Source organism: Azohydromonas lata NBRC 102462, assembly GCF_001571085.1.
Taxonomy (GTDB): Bacteria; Pseudomonadota; Gammaproteobacteria; order Burkholderiales; family Burkholderiaceae_C; genus Azohydromonas; species Azohydromonas lata.
The window spans coordinates 1-18,580 of the sequence record NZ_BCTC01000076.1 but is presented as its reverse complement, the minus strand read 5'-3'; the positions used below and the strand labels follow the sequence as shown (position 1 = coordinate 18,580).

Annotated in this window: 17 protein-coding genes; 11 read left to right on the top strand and 6 right to left on the bottom strand. The window is 71.9% G+C overall.

All coding sequences use genetic code 11. The features are described from left to right. Window positions 1-179: 179 nt before the first annotated feature. Together glpK and ALA01S_RS21735 are read left to right on the top strand one after the other, a co-directional pair. Window positions 180-1,673: a glycerol kinase GlpK gene (gene glpK, locus ALA01S_RS21740; protein ID WP_066340959.1), complete on the top strand. Its 1,494-nt coding sequence runs from the start codon at window positions 180-182 to the stop codon at window positions 1,671-1,673. Between the two features lie 157 nt (window positions 1,674-1,830). After that, entirely contained in the window at window positions 1,831-2,505 is a 675-nt protein-coding gene (locus tag ALA01S_RS21735; RefSeq protein WP_066340957.1) for a hypothetical protein, read from the top strand. Window positions 2,506-3,100: 595 nt separating this feature from the next. Here the strand turns inward: ALA01S_RS21735 and ALA01S_RS21730 are convergent. From ALA01S_RS21730 to ALA01S_RS21720, 3 genes are read right to left on the bottom strand one after another with little or no spacing between them, the layout of a single operon-like run. Continuing rightward, window positions 3,101-3,922: a hypothetical protein gene (locus tag ALA01S_RS21730; protein ID WP_157119176.1), complete on the bottom strand. Its 822-nt coding sequence runs from the start codon at window positions 3,920-3,922 to the stop codon at window positions 3,101-3,103. Between the two features lie 3 nt (window positions 3,923-3,925). Next, window positions 3,926-5,374: a sensor histidine kinase gene (locus tag ALA01S_RS21725; protein ID WP_157119175.1), complete on the bottom strand. Its 1,449-nt coding sequence runs from the start codon at window positions 5,372-5,374 to the stop codon at window positions 3,926-3,928. Next, a complete protein-coding gene (locus ALA01S_RS21720) occupies window positions 5,371-6,045 on the bottom strand; it encodes a response regulator (RefSeq protein ID WP_066340947.1) in 675 nt (224 codons plus the stop codon). Before ALA01S_RS21720 ends, ALA01S_RS21725 begins: the two co-directional genes overlap by 4 nt. Window positions 6,046-6,134: 89 nt before the next feature. Here ALA01S_RS21720 and ALA01S_RS21715 point away from each other — a divergent pair, with 89 nt between their 5' ends. Further along, a complete protein-coding gene (locus ALA01S_RS21715; RefSeq protein ID WP_084267801.1) occupies window positions 6,135-7,961 on the top strand; it encodes a serine hydrolase domain-containing protein in 1,827 nt (608 codons plus the stop codon). 27 nt (window positions 7,962-7,988) lie between these two features. On the opposite strand, the gene ALA01S_RS21710 is transcribed toward ALA01S_RS21715, so the two are convergent. From ALA01S_RS21710 to ALA01S_RS21700, 3 genes are all read right to left on the bottom strand, one after another. Beyond that, window positions 7,989-8,861, bottom strand: coding sequence for a CPBP family intramembrane glutamic endopeptidase (locus ALA01S_RS21710; protein WP_066340943.1), 873 nt, complete (start codon window positions 8,859-8,861; stop codon window positions 7,989-7,991). A gap of 368 nt (window positions 8,862-9,229) precedes the next feature. Next, entirely contained in the window at window positions 9,230-9,763 is a 534-nt protein-coding gene (locus ALA01S_RS21705; protein ID WP_066340983.1) for a nucleoside 2-deoxyribosyltransferase, read from the bottom strand. Window positions 9,764-9,882: 119 nt separating this feature from the next. Then, entirely contained in the window at window positions 9,883-10,596 is a 714-nt protein-coding gene (locus tag ALA01S_RS21700; protein ID WP_157119174.1) for a hypothetical protein, read from the bottom strand. Window positions 10,597-10,833: 237 nt separating this feature from the next. Here ALA01S_RS21700 and ALA01S_RS21695 point away from each other — a divergent pair, with 237 nt between their 5' ends. The 8 genes from ALA01S_RS21695 (at window position 10,834) to ALA01S_RS32095 (ending at window position 18,401) form a co-directional block, all read left to right on the top strand. Further along, window positions 10,834-11,568 carry an ABC transporter ATP-binding protein gene (locus ALA01S_RS21695; RefSeq protein ID WP_066340939.1) on the top strand — a complete coding sequence of 245 codons (735 nt, stop codon included), beginning with the start codon at window positions 10,834-10,836 and terminating at the stop codon, window positions 11,566-11,568. Further along, window positions 11,565-12,782 carry an ABC transporter permease gene (locus ALA01S_RS21690; RefSeq protein WP_218011505.1) on the top strand — a complete coding sequence of 406 codons (1,218 nt, stop codon included), beginning with the start codon at window positions 11,565-11,567 and terminating at the stop codon, window positions 12,780-12,782. Before ALA01S_RS21695 ends, ALA01S_RS21690 begins: the two co-directional genes overlap by 4 nt. Window positions 12,783-12,795: 13 nt before the next feature. Next, the gene (locus ALA01S_RS21685) at window positions 12,796-13,551 is read left to right on the top strand and encodes an outer membrane lipoprotein-sorting protein (protein WP_066340937.1); all 756 of its coding nucleotides are present in this window, start codon (window positions 12,796-12,798) and stop codon (window positions 13,549-13,551) included. Window positions 13,552-14,136: 585 nt separating this feature from the next. Next, the gene (locus ALA01S_RS21680; RefSeq protein ID WP_066340935.1) at window positions 14,137-15,411 is read left to right on the top strand and encodes a hypothetical protein; all 1,275 of its coding nucleotides are present in this window, start codon (window positions 14,137-14,139) and stop codon (window positions 15,409-15,411) included. Window positions 15,412-15,506: 95 nt separating this feature from the next. After that, on the top strand, window positions 15,507-16,655 hold the full coding sequence (locus ALA01S_RS21675; protein WP_157119173.1) for a sensor histidine kinase: 1,149 nt from the start codon (window positions 15,507-15,509) through the stop codon (window positions 16,653-16,655). Further along, complete coding sequence (locus tag ALA01S_RS21670) at window positions 16,648-17,481, top strand: LytR/AlgR family response regulator transcription factor (protein ID WP_066340933.1); 834 nt, start codon at window positions 16,648-16,650, stop codon at window positions 17,479-17,481. The genes ALA01S_RS21675 and ALA01S_RS21670 overlap by 8 nt, the downstream gene beginning before the upstream one ends. A 53-nt stretch (window positions 17,482-17,534) precedes the next feature. After that, window positions 17,535-17,978, top strand: coding sequence for a hypothetical protein (locus ALA01S_RS21665; RefSeq protein ID WP_066340931.1), 444 nt, complete (start codon window positions 17,535-17,537; stop codon window positions 17,976-17,978). A 108-nt stretch (window positions 17,979-18,086) separates the two neighbouring features. Then, complete coding sequence (locus ALA01S_RS32095) at window positions 18,087-18,401, top strand: GIY-YIG nuclease family protein (RefSeq protein ID WP_084267799.1); 315 nt, start codon at window positions 18,087-18,089, stop codon at window positions 18,399-18,401. Window positions 18,402-18,580 lie beyond the last annotated feature (179 nt).

The window sequence follows — 18,580 nt, the reverse complement described above, 5'->3', positions numbered from 1 at the left end:
GCGCGTGGCCCGCTAGCCAGCGCTGCCCGCACCCTGTTCCGTCATGCCCGCCTTCGCGGGATGACGGCGTAGGAAGCAAGGCGCCTTGGCTGACGAGACGAGCCAAGAAGCTTTTTCCGCGAGCCGATGCCGGCCTAAGCTGACCGCGCACGGACGACAGATCCCGCAGGAGACCGGCCATGAGCTTCATCCTCGCCCTGGACCAGGGCACTTCCAGCTCGCGCAGCATCGTCTTCGACGGCGCGGGCCGCGTGGTGGCGCAGGCGCAGCGCGAGCTGCGGCAGCGTTTTCCGCAGCCGGGCTGGGTGGAGCACGACCCCATGGAAATCTGGCGCTCGCAGCTCGACACCGCGCGCCAGGCGCTGGCCCAGGCCGGCATCGCGGCGCGCGACGTCAAGACCCTAGGCATCGCCAACCAGCGCGAAACCACGCTGCTGTGGGAGCGCACCACGGGGCGTCCCATCCACCACGCCATCGTCTGGCAGGACCGCCGGGGCGAGCCGCTGTGCGCCCAGCTGCGCGCGCGGGGGCTGGAGGCGCTGGTGAGCGAGCGCACCGGGCTGGTGGTGGACAGCTACTTCTCCGCCACCAAGATCCGCTGGCTGCTGGACAACGTGCCCGGCGCGCGCGAGGCCGCGCAGCGCGGCGAGCTGGCCTTCGGCACCGTGGACACCTGGCTGCTGTGGCAGCTCACGGGCGGACGGGTGCACGCCACCGACGCCAGCAACGCCTCGCGCAGCATGCTTTACGACATCGCCCGCCAGCGCTGGGACGAGGATCTGCTCGCCGCGCTGGACATTCCCGCCTCGCTGCTGCCGCAGGTGCACGCCTCCAGCCACCACTTCGGCGACACGGACGCGGCCCTGTTGGGCGTCTCGCTGCCCGTGTGCGGCATGGCCGGCGACCAGCAGGCCGCCCTCTTCGGCCAAGCCTGCGTGGCGCCGGGCATGGCCAAGAACACCTACGGCACGGGCTGCTTTTTGCTCATGCACACCGGCAACCGGCTGCTGCGCTCGCGCAACGGGCTGCTGTCCACCGCCGCGGCGCAGCCCGGCGCGGCGGCGCAGTACGCGCTGGAGGGCAGCGTGTTCGTGGGCGGCGCGGTGGTGCAGTGGCTGCGCGACGGGCTGCAGTCCATACGCGCCAGCTCCGAGGTGCAGGCCCTGGCCGAGAGCGTGCCCGACAGCGGCGGGGTGATGTTCGTGCCCGCCTTCACGGGCCTGGGCGCGCCGTACTGGAGGGCCGATGCGCGCGGCGCCATCCTGGGCCTTACGCGCGGCAGCACCGCGGGCCACGTGGCGCGTGCGGCGATCGAGAGCATCGCCTTCCAGAGCGCCGCGCTGCTGCAGGCCATGAGCCGCGACGCGCAGGAAGGCGGCGGCGCCCCGGTGAGCGAGCTGCGCGTGGACGGCGGCGCCTGCGTCAACGATTTGCTGATGCAGTTCCAGGCCGACCTGCTGGGCATTCCCGTGCTGCGCCCGCGCGTGACGGAGACCACCGCCCTGGGCGCGGCCTACCTCGCGGGCCTGGCGGCCGGCGTGTGGCAGGTGCTGGACGAGCTGGCCTCGCAGTGGCAGGCCGAGCGCGTGTTCACGCCCACCATGGACCGCGACCGCGCCCAGGAGCTGATGGCGCGCTGGGAACGCGCGGTGCGGCAGACGGTGGCGGCGTAGCGCCGCGCGGGGCGGCCGGCGCTGCTGTTGCTATTGCGATTGCCGCCGCTGCCGCCGCATTTGGCGAACGCGGGCGGCGGGCCGTCGCAAGGCGGCTGCGGGGCCACGGAGGCCTCCGCAGCATGTGGGCCGTCTCCTCCACGCACAGGCCCGCGACATGAACGCCCTCACCCGCCGCCGTTTTGCCCATTCCTGCCTTGGCTTCTTGACGGCCGCCGCTGCTGCCGCGCTGCCCGGCGTGGCGCTGGCCGCGCCGGTGAACGAGGCCGATTTCGAGGCCGCCTGGAGCCTCTTCGACCGCGCCGCCGCCGGCGACGGCAGCCGCACCGACGAGGCCGCGAGCCGCTTCGAACGGATGGCCCAGGCCGACCCGTCGGACCTGGTGCTGCAGGCCTACGCCGGCGCGGCGCTGACGCTGCGGGGCCGCGACGCCTGGCTGCCGTGGCGAAAGATGGCCCACACCGAGGACGGCCTGGCGCGGCTGGACAAGGCGCTGGCGCAACTGCAGCCCGCGCATGACAAGCCGCTGCACCGCGGCACGCCGGCCAGCATGGAGGTGCGCTTCGTCGCCGCCAGTGTGTTCCTGGGCATGCCGGGCTTCTTCAACCGCGGCCCGCGCGGCGAGCAGTTGCTGGCCGAGGTGGTGAGCAGCCCGCTGCTGGCCGCCTCGCCCGTGCCCTTCCAGGGCGTGGTGCTGATGCGCGCGGGGCAGCAGGCGCTCAAGGCCGGCAAGCCGGCCGAGGCGCGGCGCCATTTCGAGGCGGTGCTGGCGCGCAACGCGCCGCAGGCGGCGGCGGCGCGGGCGGCGCTGCAGGGGATGGCGGGCTTGTGACGACGGGCTCACGCGCTTGATGCGCGTCCATCGTTCGCTGTGGTGCCCATCGGCTCCTCACTTCATGGCGGGCATCGTTCAGATTTCTGAACGATGCGGCCTGCGGTTTGCGGGCTGGGACCAGCGCCGCAGCGGCAGGTGTTAGACCGTCTAACACCGTGGTCAGGGGGCGTCCGGGTAGACCGTTGGCGCGCGCCGATCTCCCGCCAGCGCAGGCATGACGGCGTAGTAGGCGAAACGGCTTGGGTGACAGGTGACGGGTGACAGGTGACGGTGGGCAGTGGGCGTTAGGCACCTGAAAGCTGCCTTCCGTCGGCATCCCGCAAGCCAAGGCGTCTCGCCCTCTCACTCGTCATTCCCGCGAAGGCGGGAATCCAGGCGGCCCCACGCCAGAGCGCAGCGGCGACGTAGGAAAACCAAGGTGTTGTCCTCAGTACGCCGGCTCGTGAGCTGCCGGCCGGCTTGGGGGCCGCCTGGGTCCCCGCCTGCGCGGGGACGACGAAGTAGAGGGCGCAGCCGGTCAGCTCGCGGCTGACGGCTGTGGCTGCCGCCAGCCCCCACTTGCCCGTCAACCCACGGCGCCGCCCCGCGCCCCTCACCGCCTGCACTTCCCCGACGCCTCGGCCGCCACCCAGAACGGCAGGCTCAGCAGACCGGCGCCGCCGCCGAAGAACTCGCCCTTGAGGCAGTCGCCGCGGGCGGCGCGCGCCACGTCGCGGCCCAGCCGATCTTCGGCCGACAGCGGTTTCGGCGCGCCCGCCGCCGCATCGCTCAGCGCCCGCGCGGAGGAGCCCGCCGCCACCGCCCGCAAGGCCCGGCGCGAGGCGGGCGTGTCCAACAGCGAAGCAGCGCCCGCGCCCTCCGTCGCAGCAGCCGCCGCTGTCGCCTCCTCGCCCCGCGTGGAAGCTTCACCTCGTGCCGGCGCCACGGCCGGCGGCGCGGGCGCGTCGGCCACGGGGGCCTCTGCACGGCGCGTGGACGCGTCGGCGGCGGCGCCTTCTCCACGGCGCGTGGGCGCGTCAGCCGCGGCGCCCTCTCCGCGGCGCGCCAGCACGTCCGCCCCCTCGCCCGCGTCGCGGCGCAGGGCCCGGCCGGCGCTGCGCTCCGCAGGCCGCGCGGGCAGCGGGACCGCCCGCGCCCGCGCCGCATCCGCCGCCCCGGCCGGCCGCTGCACGCCTTGCGCACCCGGCGCCTCCGGCCGCGCGGGGGCGGCAACTTCCAGCGGCCACAGTCGCACCACCTGCATCACCGGGCCGGCCCTCGCGGCCTGCGGCGCGGGCCCCGGCTGGCCGGGGCCGGGCCACAGGGCGACCAGCCCCAGGTGCAACGCCACGGCCAGCAGCCCTGGCAGCCAGCGCAGCAACAGCCGGTCGGCCCAGGAGCCGGCCGCCACCACAGGCCGCAAAGCCCGCCCCATGGCTCAGGCGCCGGACGGCCCGGCCACCGCGGCGGCGGTGGCGCCATCGGCGCGGGCGCCGGCCTCCGCTGCCCCGGCCTGCCAGGGCAGCTCCACCGTGAAACCCACGCCCGCGCCGTCCAGCCCGGGCCCCAGGGCGATGTGGCCGTGCAGCCGGTCCAGCGCCTGGCGGACGATGGACAGCCCCAGCCCGGCCCCGGACGCCGCCGTGCCCGCGCCGCGATAGAAACGCTCGAACACCCGCTGCCGCTCCCGCGGCGCGATGCCCGGCCCGTCGTCGGCCACCGTCAGCCGCAAGCGGCCGCCCTCGCCCTGCAGCGCCACCACCACGCGCGAGCCCGGCGGGCAGTAGGCGCAGGCGTTGTTGAGCAGGTTCTCCAGCACCGAGTGGAAGGCGGCCATGTCCAGCCGGGCCGGGAGTTGATCAGGGGACTCGAAGCTCACCTCTATGCCCCGCTCGCCCGCCCGCGGCGCCACGGCAATGAGGATGGCCCGCGCCTCCTCCACCAGGTCCACCGCCCGCGCCTGCCCGGCGCCGCTGCCGTCCAGCGCCGCCAGCGTCAGCAACTGCTGCACGAGGTGAGAGGCCCGCGCCACCGCGCGCTCCAGCGCGTGCTGCGCCGCCGGCCGCTCGTCCGCCCCGGCATGCGCCAGCCGGTGCGCCTGCGCCGCCACCACCGCCAGCGGCGTGCGCAGCTCGTGCGCCGCGTCCTGCACGAAGCCCTTCTCGCGCTGCAGCCCCAGGCGGGCGCGCTCCAGCAGCGCGTCGAAGGCGGCCTCCAGCGGCTGCAGCTCGGCGTAGCGCAGGCGCAGCGCCAGGGGAGAAAAGTCGTCCGGCGCGCGCGCCTGCACGGCATGGCTCAACTCGCGCAGGGGCCTCAAGCCCCGCCGCACCGCCAGCCAGGCCGGCAGCAGGACGAAGGGAAAGGCGATCAGCATCGGCCGCAGCAGCTCGGCGTTGAAGAAGGGGACCATCGCCAGGTCGTCTATGGCCGGCGTGAGCACCTGCACCCGCCAGCCCCGCGCCTCGTGCACGGCGCTCCAGTAGTCGCGCCCGGCCACGCGCACCGTGGCATGGCCCGGCCCGCCGGGCGCGGGTTCGCCTTGCAGCAGCGGCGAGGCGTGGGCGGTGTGGCCTTGTAGATCGTCCAGGCGGAACAGCATGTCGCGCGGGTCCGGCACGGGAGCGCGGCGGCGGTGCGCGTTGAACTGGCTTTCACTGGCCTGGACGATGGCCACGGCCGTGCGCTCGTCGCCCGCGGGCAGCGTCTCGGCCAGCACCTGGGCCACGGCCGCCAGCCCGTGCAGGTCGCTCACCTCGCGCCGGAAATTCAGGTAGCTCTCCACCATGAGCGCGCACCACGCCAGGCCAAAGGCCACCAGCAGCGCCAGCACCAGGCGCCGCGCCAGCGAGGGCTGCAGCCAACCCCTCATGGCAGCAGTCGGCTTCATGGCAGCCACTGGTAGCCCACGCCGCGCACGGTGCGTATGCGCGCGGCGCCCACCTTGCGGCGCAGGTTGGAGAGGTGCACTTCCACCGTGGCGCCGTCCAGCGGCTCGCCCAGGGGCTCCAGGCGCTGGCCCAACAGGCTCTTGGACACGAGGGCGCCCGGGTTGCGCGCCAGCTCCACCAGCAGCCGGAACTCGCGCGGCGAGAGGTCCAGCGGCACGCCGTCCAGCCAGGCCTCGTGCGAGCGCGGGGCGATGCGCAGCGCCCCCAGGCTCCACAACTCGCTGGCCTGCAGCGCGCTGCGGCGCGTCACCGCGTGCAGCCGCGACACCAGCTCGGCCATCGCGAAAGGTTTCACCAAGTAGTCGTCCGCGCCGCCGTCCAGGCCGGCCAGGCGGTCCTCCAGCGCGGCGCGGGCGCTGATCACCACCACCGGCAAGCGCAGCTCGCGCGCGCGCCAGCGGCGCAGCAGCGCCAGCCCGTTGCCGTCCCCCAGGCACACGTCCAGCAGCAGGCAGTCGGCCAAGGACTGCGCGCCGCTTTCCATGGCCTCCAGGTGCAGCCCGGCATCGCGGCAGTTGCGCACCCAGACGCCGGAAATGCCCTCCTGCCGCAGCGCGGACAGCAGGGCCTGGCCCAAATCGACGTCGTCTTCAACGATCAATACATGCATGCCCAAAATTTTAGGCACGCTCACCTTTGGCTTTGCCAAAGGTCCACCTGGGCATACTCGCGCCGGCAATAAGAAAAGCCGGGAAGAAAATGACCTCCATCAAGCGCCGAAATACCCTGAAATTCCTGTGCGCCGCCGCCGCAATGCCGCTGGTGGCCGGCTGCGACGACGCCCTGCCAACGGACACCGACGCGCCCCAGGCGCTGCAAACGCCTGACGCGCTGGGCGATTTCCTGCGCGAGGACGTGGAACGCCGCCTGCGCAAGGCGGGCGTCACGGGCCTGAGCATCGCCCTGGTGGACGACCAGCAATTGCCGTGGTATTTCGCCAGCGGCTGGGCGGACAAGGAAAACAATATTCCGGCCAAACCTCAGACCCAATATCGGGCCGGCTCCATATCCAAACTCTTCACCGTCGCCGCGGCGCTGCAATTTGCCGCCCAAGGAAAACTGGACCTGGATGCGCCGATTCAGGCCGTGCTGCCGGAATTCGGCATCCGCTCGCGCTTCGGCGCGGCGCCCATCACCGCGCGGCTGCTGATGACGCACCGCGCCGGGCTGCCGCGCGACGTGTTGGGCGGCATGTTCATGGACCAGCCGCAGCCCTTCGACGCCATGGTGCGGCGGCTGCGCGACGCGGAGCTGATCTGCCCGCCCGGCCTGCTGATGAGCTACTCCAACGTCGGCCTCACGGTGCTGGGCGCGGCCGTGCAGCGCCTGGCCGGCGTGCCCTTCGAGCAGCACCTGCAGCGCAGCCTGCTTCAACCGCTGGGCATGGCGCAGGCCGGCTTTGCCGTGCACCCCGCCGACGCGCCGGACATGGCGGCGGCCTACGACAAGGCGGGCCTCGCGCACGAAACCGGCTTGCGCGACGTGCCCGCGGGCGGCCTGAACGCCAGCGTGCTGGACCTGGCGCGCTTCCTTTCCATGGTCTTCGCCGAGGGCCGCGCGGGCGACGCCCAGGTGCTGCCCGCGGCTTGGGTGCGCGAGATGCTGCGCCCGCAGCTCGCCGGCGGCGCCGAGGCGCTGCCCAGCCAGCGCACCGGCCTGGGCTGGATGCTGGACGACGCCCCCGACCTGCCGCCGCACGCCGGCCCGCTGGCGCACCACGCGGGCGCCACGCTCTACCACCGCGCCTACGTGGCCACCCTGCCGCGCTACCGCCTGGGCGTGGCCGTGGCCTCCAACGACGCGCGCGCCACCAAGCTGCTGCGCGAGCTGGCGCACCGGGCGCTGCGCCTGGCGCTGCAGGCCAAGACCGGGCTGCGCCAGGAGGCCGGCGCTTCGGCCACCGCCGCGCCGGCCGAGGTGCCGCTGTCCGGCCAGGAATTGGCCGCCTACGCCGGCCGCTACACGACGGAAGTGGGCCTGGTGCAGGTGCGCCCCGACGGCTCGCGGCTGTTGGCCCAGGCCCTGGGCCAGCGCTTCCAGCTGCGCGCCGACGCCCAGGGCTGGCTGCACCCGCGCTACGCGCTGCTTGGGCTGATCCCCTTGAACCTCGCCGACCTGGACAAGCTGGCCCTGCAGCGCCGCCACGTCGGCGGACGCGACGTGCTGGTGGTACGCACCGAGGGCAAGGAGTTGCTGCTGGGCGAGCGCCTGGCGCCGCCGCCGGCCGATGCGCCGCGCTGGACGGGCGTGGCCGGCCGCTACGTGCCGCTGCTGCAGCCGGGCGAGGCCGCGCTGGTGGAGCAGGTGGACGTGTTCGAGGAAGACGGGCTGCTGCTGGCCCGCGTCAAGCTGCCCGCGCGCTACGGCGATGCGCAGACGGTGGGCGTGGTGCAGCCGCTGTCCGAGACCGAGGCCCGCACGCCCGGCCCGCTGGCCGGCATGGGCGAGGTGGTGCGCCGCTGCGAGGTGGAGGGCCGCCCGGGCTTCGAGGTCGCGAGCCTGCGTTTCAAGCAGGTGCAGACATGAGGCGCTGCAGTCCGCCGCGGCGCCGGCTCAGCGCTGCAGCATCGGGTAGGTGAAGCCGATGAAGTGCGCCGCGTTGAGGGTGAAGTGCGCGGCGATGGCCGCCTCCAGGCGCCGCGTGCGCGCGTAGGCCCACCCGTAGCCCAGGCCGGCCAGGGTGGCCAGCGCGGCGTAGCCCGCGCCGCCGGGCCCGTGGGCCGCGCCGAAGAGGCCGGCCGCCACGATCACCGGCAGCGCCGCGAGCGCCGGCCGGCGGGCGATGGGCGCCCAAGCCGCCAGCCGCGCCTGGACCACGCCGCGAAAGAAGCCCTCCTCCAGCACGCAGGTCCACAGCAGCATTTTCAAGAGCCACGCGGCGGCGAAGGCGGGCCATTTCACGTCCGGCCGCACGACGCCGGCTGCCCAAGCCAGGCCCAGCACCAGCGCCGCCGTGCCCAGCGCCACGGGCGCGGCGCGGCGCAGCGCCTCGCCGGCCTGGGCGGGGGTGCGGCAGCGGCGGCAGAAACACAGCGCGATCACCAGAGCGGCCAGGCCCGCGTCCAGGCTCACGGTGAAACGCAGGGGCGCCGCGTTTGGGCTGACCTGCACGCCGTCCACGACCACGATGGGGCTGAAGCCGGGCACGAGGTGCAGGCCCAGGGCGAAGGCCAGTGCCAAGGCGGCGACGGCCAGCACGCGGCGCAGCATGGGCCGATGCACGGCCCGCGAGGCGGCGGCCAGCACGGCGAGCAGCGCGGCGGCGGCCAGGGCCCGCGCGTCCAGCAGCCCGTCCTGCGCGCCGGCCGCCAGCGCCGCTGCGGCCAGGGGCAGTGACGGGGGCAGCTTCAGGCGGGCGCCCAGGCGCAGCGGGGGCAGCCAGACGGCGGCAATGGCCAGGGCGAGGAGGAGGGAAGCGGTGTGCATGAGGGGGCGGGGGCGGTGCGTGGGTGCGCCTGTGCGTCGGCCGCCAGCCGACTGCGTCGTCATGCCCGTGAGGGCGTGCTGGTGTGCGAGGGAAGGCGGCTTTCGTTGGCATCCCGAGAGCCAGGGCGGTTTGCTCTCTCGTTCGTCATTCCCGCGAAGGCGGGAATCCAGGCAGCCCCCAAGCTGGCCGCCAGCTCATGAGCCGGCGTCACAAGGTCCAAAACCGCGTTTTTCCTGCGTTACCTCTTCGCTCTGGCGTGGGACCGCCTGGATTCCCGCCTTCGCGGGAATGACGAAGTGGGGGGCGAAGCGCCTTGGCTCACGGGCTGCCAACGGCAGCCAACTTCCCTCCGGACAGCAGTGCGCCTTCACGCCGCCCCGTCCCCCAGCCGCCGCGCCAGCGCCGCAACCGCCTCTTGCGCGCTCGCATGGCAGGAGCACGAGCGCGCGAGCATGAGGTTCAGCGGCTGCTCGAAGTCCTCGATCAGGAAGCTGTAGGTGGCGTCGAACGCCATTCCCGGCGCCGGTTCGTTGCCGCGGCCGAAGGCGGCCACCACGCGCTGGGCGAGCGGTTCATTCAGCTCGGCGTCGTACAGCGCCACCGGCTTGCCCAGCGCCACCGCGGCGCCGATCTCGAACACCGTGCCCGAGTCGGGCTCCACCGGGTTGCGAAACGCCATGGCGTTGGCGAGCACGGCGTCGCAATCGCGCAGGTGCCTCATGTTCCCCTGGTAGATCCACTCGGCCTGCGCCGCCTTGTCCAGCCCCGCCGGCATGGCGTCGCCGTCCACCGGCGCCACGCCGCGCAGGCCGTGGGCGGCGCACAGGGCGCGCAGGCGCTCGTAGCGCGCGGCGGCGTCGGGGAAGAAGACGTCGGGGCCGGCGAGGTAGATGGATTTCATGGCAAGCAGGTTTTTCACAAACGGCAATGCCATTGGGCCGGCATCAGCGCCTGCCAATTCTCCCATGCACCGGTTTCAGCCTCTTCACGCCACGGCGCCCAGGCGCTGCAATAAGCAGATCACTGGCTGGGCGGATTATCTGCTCCAGGCCGCGGAGGCTTTGGCGGCTCCAGCGTGGCATCCAGGCCGACGGCCTTGATGGTGATTTTTCCATCCTTGTCGACCGTGATGTTCTTTTTCACATCCTCCTTGGCGTCACCTGCGTTGACGGAGGCCACGGCCTGGCTGGCATACAGCCAGGGTATTTCAAACTGCAGCAACTGCACCGCATTTTTCAATGCAATATCCAGGCGATTATTGAATTCCTCGTCCTTGAGGAATCCGTTGAGCTTGGCCTGGCAAAGGTGGTAGGCCGCGTCCCTGTAGAGCTGCAGGGCCTGCGAGCGCTTGAACAGCGATTGCCCCGTGGTGGCCAGCGCCTGCGCCAGGGAGGCCCCTGCCTCCGCTGCTTTGGCCTCACCGGCCGAGGGCCCTTTCGCTGACGCCGCGGCCGCCAGGCTGGCCAATATGTCGTCCGATACGTCGGGCGAGGCTTCAGCACAAATCAAAATCGCCTTGTCAGGCAGCAAGCCATTATCAAGTTTTTCGCTTGGAAAATCCCTCTGGTGGTTGACACTATTTTTCACGATCAACATGCGCCTGGAAGGCTGGATCGCAAAGGTATTCACTTGATTCTGCGCATGATCCTCAATGATGGGCTTCGCAATGGGCGGAGTAAACAAACTGCACCCCGTCAATAAAAAGGTCGGTACGGCGATGAATGCGAATTTCATGGCATTTTCCCCATAACCGTCCACGAGGACGAATATCGAATCTCACCCGAGGCCACCACCTCGGCAAGCTGTCCAAGGTCATGTCCACCGGGCAGGCCATCTGCCATGCGCGGCGCCGCTGGCGCTGCCCAGATCGCGTTTGGCGCCACCGCGCCTGCGCTTCGTCGCACCCCTGCTGCGCCGCCCCCGCCTCCTGCCTAGCCTGCGGTCCATCGCATCGACGCCACCCGGACCGCCATGCCTTCCTCTCCCCCGCAAGCCGCCGCGCCCGTGATGGCGCTGCGCGGCCTTCACAAGACCTACCGGCTGGGCCGCCATGTCGTCCCGGCCCTGCGCGGCGTGGACCTGGACGTGCGCGCCGGCGAGATGCTCGCCCTGGTCGGCCCCTCCGGCAGCGGCAAGAGCACGCTGCTCAACCTCTGCGGCCTCATGGACCGCCCCGACGCCGGCCACATCGCCCTGCGCGGCCAGCCGGTGCACGACCTCGACGAGACCCGCGCCACGCTGCTGCGACGCGACGCGCTGGGGTTCATCTTCCAGGGCTTCAACCTCGTGCCCGTGATGACGGCGGCCGAGAACGTGGACTACCCGCTGTTCCTCGCCGGCATCCCCGCCGCTGAGCGCCGCCGCCGCGTGGCCGAGGCGCTGGCGCAGGTGGGACTGTCCGAGCATGTGAATCACCGTCCCGACGCCCTCTCCGGCGGCCAGCGCCAGCGCGTGGCCGTGGCGCGGGCGCTGGTGAAGCGGCCGGCCCTGGTCATCGCCGACGAGCCCACGGCCAGCCTCGACTCGCACAGCGCCGACACCGTGCTCACCCTCATGCGCTCGCTGTGCCGCGCCCAGGGCGCGGCCTGCCTCATCGCCACCCACGACGACCGCCTCACCCGCCGCTGCGACCGCGTCATCCGGCTGCGGGACGGGCGCATCGAGGCCGAAACCACCACCCCCCAGGCCGAAAGGAGCGCCGCATGAGCGGGCTGGCCTGGCTGAAGTTCGCCGCCCTCAACACCCTGCGCAACCGCCGCCGCTCGCTGGTGACGGTGGCCATCGCCGCGCTGGGCACGGCCGCGCTGCTGCTGGCCGGCGGCTTCGCGCGCTACACCTACGAGTCGCTGGCACAGGCCGCGGCGCGCGACAGCGGCCACCTCGTGGTCGCCACGCCCGCGCAGCTCGCGCAGGACGAGGACGTCCCGCTGCAGCACGGCCTGGAGGGCGCCGATGCCCTGCGCCAGGCCCTGCTGACCGACCCCGCCGTGCGCCACGTGCTGCCGCGCGTGGAGCTCACGGGGCTGGTCAGCAACGGCGAGAAGTCCACGGTGATGATGGCCGTGGGCATCAGCCCGGATGACGAGCTGGCGATCAAGGGCCCTTTCCTCGCCGTCACCGCCGGCCGCGTGCTCACCCAGCGCGACCGCGGCGCCGTGATGCTGGGCGAGGCCCTGGCGCGCAAGCTCAAGGCACAGCCGGGCAGCGGCCTCACGCTGCTGTCCACCACCACGCAGGGCGTGCTCAACGCGCTGGACGTGGAGGTGGCCGGCACCTTCGCCACCGGCGTGCCGGAGCTGGACCAGCGCCTAGTCTACACCGACGTCGCCACCGCGCAGCGGCTGCTGGACACGCAGCGCGTCTCCACGCTGGGCGTGTTCCTGGACCGCATGGAGTCCACCGAAGCCGCGCGGGCGCGGCTGCAGGCGGCGCATCCCGGGCTGAAGGTGCAGACCTGGCAGGAGCGCGCCGTCTTCTACAAGAGCGTGCGCGCCCTCTACAACCGCATCTTCGGCGTGATGGGGCTGGTGATCTCGGTGATCGTGGTCTTCGTCGTGGCCGGCGCCATGGCCATGGCGGTGGTGGAGCGCACCCGCGAGATCGGCACCCTGCGCGCCATGGGCACGCTGCCGCGGCAACTGCTGCGCTCGCTGGCGCTGGAAGGGCTGCTGCTGGGCACCACCGGGGCGCTGCTGGGCGCGGCGCTGGCGGCGGCCGTGTCGGTGGGGTTGCTGGTGTTCCCGGTGCAGATGCCCCCGCCGCCCGGGCGCAGCGTGGGCTACCCGCTGCAGATCGCGCTGGAGCCGGCCCTGGTCGCGGGCGTGGTCTTGGCCATGGCCAAGCTCAGCACGCTGGCCGCGGCGCTGGTGGCGCGGCGCACGGTGCGCCAGCCGGTGGTGCAGGCGCTGGCCCATGTCTGAACGCAGCGCCGCCATGAAGCGAATCCTCCTCGCCGTGCTGGCCGCGCTGGCCGCCGCGGCCGGCGCCGGCTGCTCCCCCGCCCGCGCCGCGGACGACCCCGCCGCGCTGCTGCGCGCGGCCGACCGCTGGCGCCTGGCCGACGAGGACGTGCAGGTCGAGACCCGCGTGCAGGTGCTGGGGGCCGACGGCGGCGTGGAGAAGGAGCGGCTCTACACGGTGTTCGTCCAGGCCGGGCACCGCTCGCTGGTGCTCATGCGCTCGCCGGCCGAGGCCGGGCAGCGGGTGCTGATGCTGGGCGACGACTTCTGGCTGCTCATGCCCGGCAGCCAGCGCCCGCTGCGCATCACGCCGCTGCAAAAGCTGCTGGGCGACGCCTCCACCGGCGACATCGCCACGCTGAGCTGGGCGCAGGACTACGCCGGCACCCTGGTGGGCGAGGAGCAGTGCGACGGCGCGCCCTGCCGCCACCTGCGGCTCCAGGCCGTGCGGCCGGGCGTGAGCTACCAGCGCATGGAGCTGTGGCTGGGCAAGGCGCGCAGCGAGCCGCTGCGCGCGGAGCTGTACGTGCAGTCGGACAAGCTGGCCAAGCGGGCGCGCTTCGTGATGGACCGCGCCGACGCGCCCACGCAGGTGGCGGAAATGGTGCTCACCGACGAGCTCAGCCACGGCCGGCAGACGCACGTGCGCTACCTCTCGCGCCGTCCCAAGCGGGTGCCGGAGGCCTGGCTGAACCCGATGTTCCTGGCTCGCAATCCGGGGGTGGAGTGAGGGCGAGAAGAAGGGATGGAGAGGGGAAGTGAGGAAGTGAGGAAGTGAGGAAGTGAGGAGCAAAAGAGTACGGGAGAGAAAGTCAGCCCTGTGGCACAGGTGCCCCGTCCCCACTTCGTCATTCCCGCGAAGGCCACTGCTGTCCGGGGAAAGTTGATGCCCGCCAGCCGGAGACTGACCCGCCGCACCCCCCCGAGCCGTCATTCCCGCGAAGGCGGGAATCCAGGCGGCCCCCAAGCCGGCCGGAAGCTTATGAGCCGGCGTACTGAAGACAACACCTTGGTTCTCCCGCGTCATCGCTGCGCTCTGGCGTGGGGCCACCTGGATTCCCGCCTTCGCGGGAATGACGAGTGAGGGTGCGAAACGCCTTGACTCTCGGGATGCCAACGAAAGCCAACTTCTCCGGACAGCGCGATGCCCCCGCCCCCGCCTCTGCCTCTGCCTCTGCCTCTGCCTCTGCCTCTGCCTCTGCCTCTGCCTTCTTCGCCGTAGCCGTAGCCGTAGCCGTAGCCGTAGCCGTAGCCGTAGCCGTAGCCGTAGCCGTAGCCGTAGCCGTAGCCGTAGCCGCGCCATCAAGCCTCCACCATGAAGCCCCTGTCCCTGCCGCCGCTCCTCCTGCTCCCCCTTGCCTTCCCCCTCGCCGCGCACGCGGCCCCTGACTGGAACGGCGAGCTGCGCGCCCATGCCGAGCAGCCGCTGGAGAACGCCCGCGGCCCGCTGGCCCAGGCCCACCGGCTCGCGCCCGGCACGGCGCCCACCCCGCGCGGCAGCCTGGCGCTGGAGGCCGGCCTGCGCACACAGACGGCGTACTTCGGCGCCGACCTTTACTGGCGCCAGGAGCGCTTCGAAGGCACAACCCACGGCCACGACGCCCGCGTCAACGAGCTCTTCACCGGCGGCGACGCCCCCCTGCTGGGCGAAGGCGCGGCCTGGAGCGCGGGCAAGAAGGTCGTTGCCTGGGACGTGGGCTACGGCTTCCGGCCCAACGACGTGGTGGCCCAGGAGCCGCGCCGCCTGCTGCTGCCGCTGCACCCCGAGGGCCGGCCGCTGCTGCAGGCCGAGCAGTTCACGGCCGACGGCGCCTGGACGCTGGTGTGGGCCAACCCGCAGCAGCTCCACGCCCGCGCCGAGGACAGCCGCCGCGGCGCCGAGAGCGCCCTGGCCCTACGCGCCTACCGCCGCGAGGGCGCGGCCGACGGGTACGGCTTCGCCCGCTGGGGGGCGCGCACCCAGGGCAGCGTGGGCGCGTCCGTGGCCTGGGTGGCCGGCGAGGCCGTCGAGCTGCACGCCTCGGCGCGCTGGATGCACAGGCACGACGGCCTGGCCGCCGCGCCGCAAGGCGGCGGCCTGGGCAGCGCCAACCCCTGGCGCGAGGCCACGCTGGGCGCGGCCTCCCAATGGCTGGTGGGCGCGACCTGGACCAACGCCGAACAGCTGAGCCTGCTGGCCGAGCTCTGGCACGACGGCACGGCGCCGCCGGACACGGCCTGGAGCGCCTGGGCGGCGCGCAACGCGGCGCTGTCGGCGCTGGGCGCGTCCGCCGCGCTGCCCGGGCCGCTGCGCCCGGCCGTGGCCGGCAACCTCGCCTGGCAGGCCACGCCCTGGACGTCCGCCACGAGCTTGCGCCGCGACAACCTGCTGTTGCGCCTGACCTGGAAGCATGAAGCCTGGGAACCGGTACTGGAGCTGTTGGCGACGCCCAGGGACCGCGGCCGCAGCCTCACCGCCGCGCTGGGCTGGCAGGGCGACCGCTGGCGCTTCGAGGGCGGGCTGCGGCGCAGTGGCGGACCGGACGGGGCCGTGCTGGCGCAGTTGCCGGTGCGGCAGGTGAGTTACCTGGCAGCGACGCTGGCGTTCTGACAATGAAGGCTTCATGGAGCCCTACAGCCCCGGACTTTCAAGCCACGCTTGAAGGCGCCCCTGGCCATTACCGCTTGGCAACCACGCAATCGCCCATGTCCGACGTGTCCAACCCGCCCGCCGCCGCCCCCGGCGCCACGCCGGTGCAGGCGCGCCTCACGCCGGGCATGGTCCTGCGCCACTTCGCGCTGCTGCTGCTGTTCAACAGCGCCATTGCCGTGGCGCTGGCGCTGCCCGCGGGCAAGCCGCTCGGGGAGCAGATGGTCTATGCGCAGGCCATTGGCTTGTCCATCTGGCTGTTCATCGACTTCGGCCGGCTGCTGCTCCAGCCGGACCCGCGCACGGGCTGGCCGCATGGCCCGCGGGGCGTGGCGCTGGTGGTGGCCGGCATCGTGGGCGGCTTCGTGCTGGGCACGACGGTGGGCGACGCTTGGGCCGGACGCAGCACTTGGGCGCTGTGGACGGCCCATCCTCAGCGCTTGGCCGGCTACGTCGCCGTCGGCCTCCTGTTCGGGGTCATGGGCAGCCTCTTCTTCTACGCGCGCGGCCAACTGGAATTCCACCGCGCGCAGCAGGCCGCGCTGGAGCGCGACGCCACGCTGGCGCGGCTGGCGCTGCTGCAGTCGCAACTCGAGCCGCACATGCTGTTCAACACCCTGGCCAATTTGCGCGTGCTCATAGAGCTGGACGCGCCGCGCGCGCAGGCCATGCTGGACCGGCTGATCGCCTTCCTGCGCGCCACGCTCACGGCCTCGCGGGCGCAGACCGCCCACGCGCTGTCGGCCGAGTTCGAGCGGCTGGCCGACTACCTGGCCCTCATGGGCTTGCGCATGGGCGAGCGCTTGAGCGTGCGGCTGGACCTGCCCAATGAGCTGCGCGGCTGCCCCGTGCCGCCGCTGCTGCTGCAGCCGCTGGTGGAGAACGCCATCCGCCACGGCCTGGAGCCCCAGGTGGGCGCGGGGCGGCTGGAGGTGCAGGCGCGCCGCGAAGGCGGCGACTTGCTGCTGTGCGTGCGCGACACCGGCGTGGGCCTGCGCGAGGCCTCGCCCGCCACCGCCGGCACGGGCTTTGGCCTGCAGCAGGTGCGCGAGCGGCTGCACACGCTGTTTGGCGAGCGCGCGGCCCTCAACGTGGCCCCGGCAAATGACGATGAAGGGGGCACGCTGGCCCAGATCCGGCTGCCCTGGCCGGCCCTGGCCGCCTTGGGACAGGAGCAGAACGAAGGGAGCACGAGCCATGGCTGAGACGCCCGTCGCCACCGCGCTGATTGCCGAAGACGAGCCGCTGCTGGCGCAGGCGCTGCAGTCGGCGCTGCGCCGCGAGTGGCCGGCGCTGGACATCGTCGCCACCGTGGGCGACGGGGTGCAGGCGCTTGGCAAGGCCTTGGCGCTGCGGCCGGCGCTGTGTTTCCTGGACATCCGCATGCCCGGCCTCACGGGGCTGGAGGTGGCGCAGGCGCTGGCCGAGGACTGGCCGGAGGGGCACGAGCCCTTCCCGCTGCTGGTGTTCGTCACGGCGCACGACGAGTACGCCTTGCAGGCTTTCGAGCACGCCGCCGTGGACTACCTGTTGAAGCCCGTGGAGCGCGCTCGCCTGGCGCGCTGCGTGGCGCGCTTGCGCGAGACCCTGGCGGCCCGCTTGGGCGCGGCGGCACCCGCGCGGGCGCTGGACGACACGCTGGCCCAGTTGCGCGGCCTGCTGGCGCAGGCCGGCCCTGAAAAACCGGCCGCGTCCCCGCCGCCGCGCCTGCAGGTGATCCAGGCCGGCGGCAGCGGCAGCGCCGTGCATTTCGTGCCGGTGCAGGACGTGATTTATTTCGAGGCGGCCGACAAATATGTTCGCGTGATCACGGCCGAGGCGGAGCATTTGATTCGCATGCCGCTCAAGGAATTGTTGCCGCAATTGGACCCCGGGCAATTCTGGCAAATTCACCGTGGCACCATCGTGCAGGCGCGCTGCATCAAGACGGCCGTGCGCGATGAATCCGGAAAAATCCATTTGAGCCTGCGTGGCCGCCCGGAAAAACTGGCGGCGAGCCGGCTTTATGCCCATTTGTTCAAAGCATTTTGATGAAATGATGATGTGAATCAAGCATCCCGACGCACGGGACATAGGAGGAGCGTATGAACGGTATTTTTGCCCTGAAGGCGGCAACGGGTTATTCGGCGGTGCATGAGGCGCACCCGGCAGTCCATGCCGCCACGGCGGCGGCAGCGGACGATCCCGGCACGGTGTACGACATCGGCAAGGCGAGCAAGGCGGCCGAGATACTGAGCCGCTACGACCTGCACGACATTTCCTACCACGAGCGCCAGGAGCTGGGCCGGCAATTGCAGAAAGCGGGGATATTGACCGACGAACAGATGCTGGATTTCAACTCGCCCAGCTTCATGCATTTTGACGGCAACATGCGGCCGCTGCCGGATGAAAAGCAGGATTTTGCAGGCGACGTGAAATCAGCCCTGGCCGCGGCGCGCTCGCGCATGGACGGGCAAAGGTCCGTGCCCTGGCTGGAGAAACTGGACGGACTGGTGGAATCGCTGACGGCCGTGAGTGGGCAGGGCTGAACGGAGGATTTGGCGGCTGAGGCGTGCCGCCACCCGCGCGCGCAATGCGACGCGGGAACCTCCAGCGTTGGAACGCAAAGACAGCGGGCAAAACATGCCTGACCGAAAATGAACCCAACAGGACAACCCGCTGTTTATATCCTCGCGAGCCAACGCCACGGCACGCTTTACATTGGCGTGACATCGAACTTGATACAGCGAAGCTGGGTTCATCGCGAAGAAATTATTGAAGGTTTCTCGCAGCGATATGGCACGCACCTGCTTGTTTACTTTGAACTGCACGCCACCATGCAGGCGGCCATCACACGGGAAAAGCAAATAAAGAAATGGCACAGAGCGTGGAAAGTGCGACTAATTGAAGCTGAAAACCCAAACTGGGATGATTTATGGCCTGCCATTACAGGTGAATCAAGCGGCGGGTGAGGCGCTTCATCGACATGAACCAAGAAAGCCGAAAAAAATTCCGCAGTCCGCAGTCCGCAGTCCGTAGCCCGCAGCCCGCAGCCCGCAGCCCGTAGCCCGTAGCCCGTAGCCCGTAGCCCGTAGCCCGTAGCCCGTAGCCCGTAGCCCGTAGCCCGCAAGCCATCGAGTTTTGCACCCTC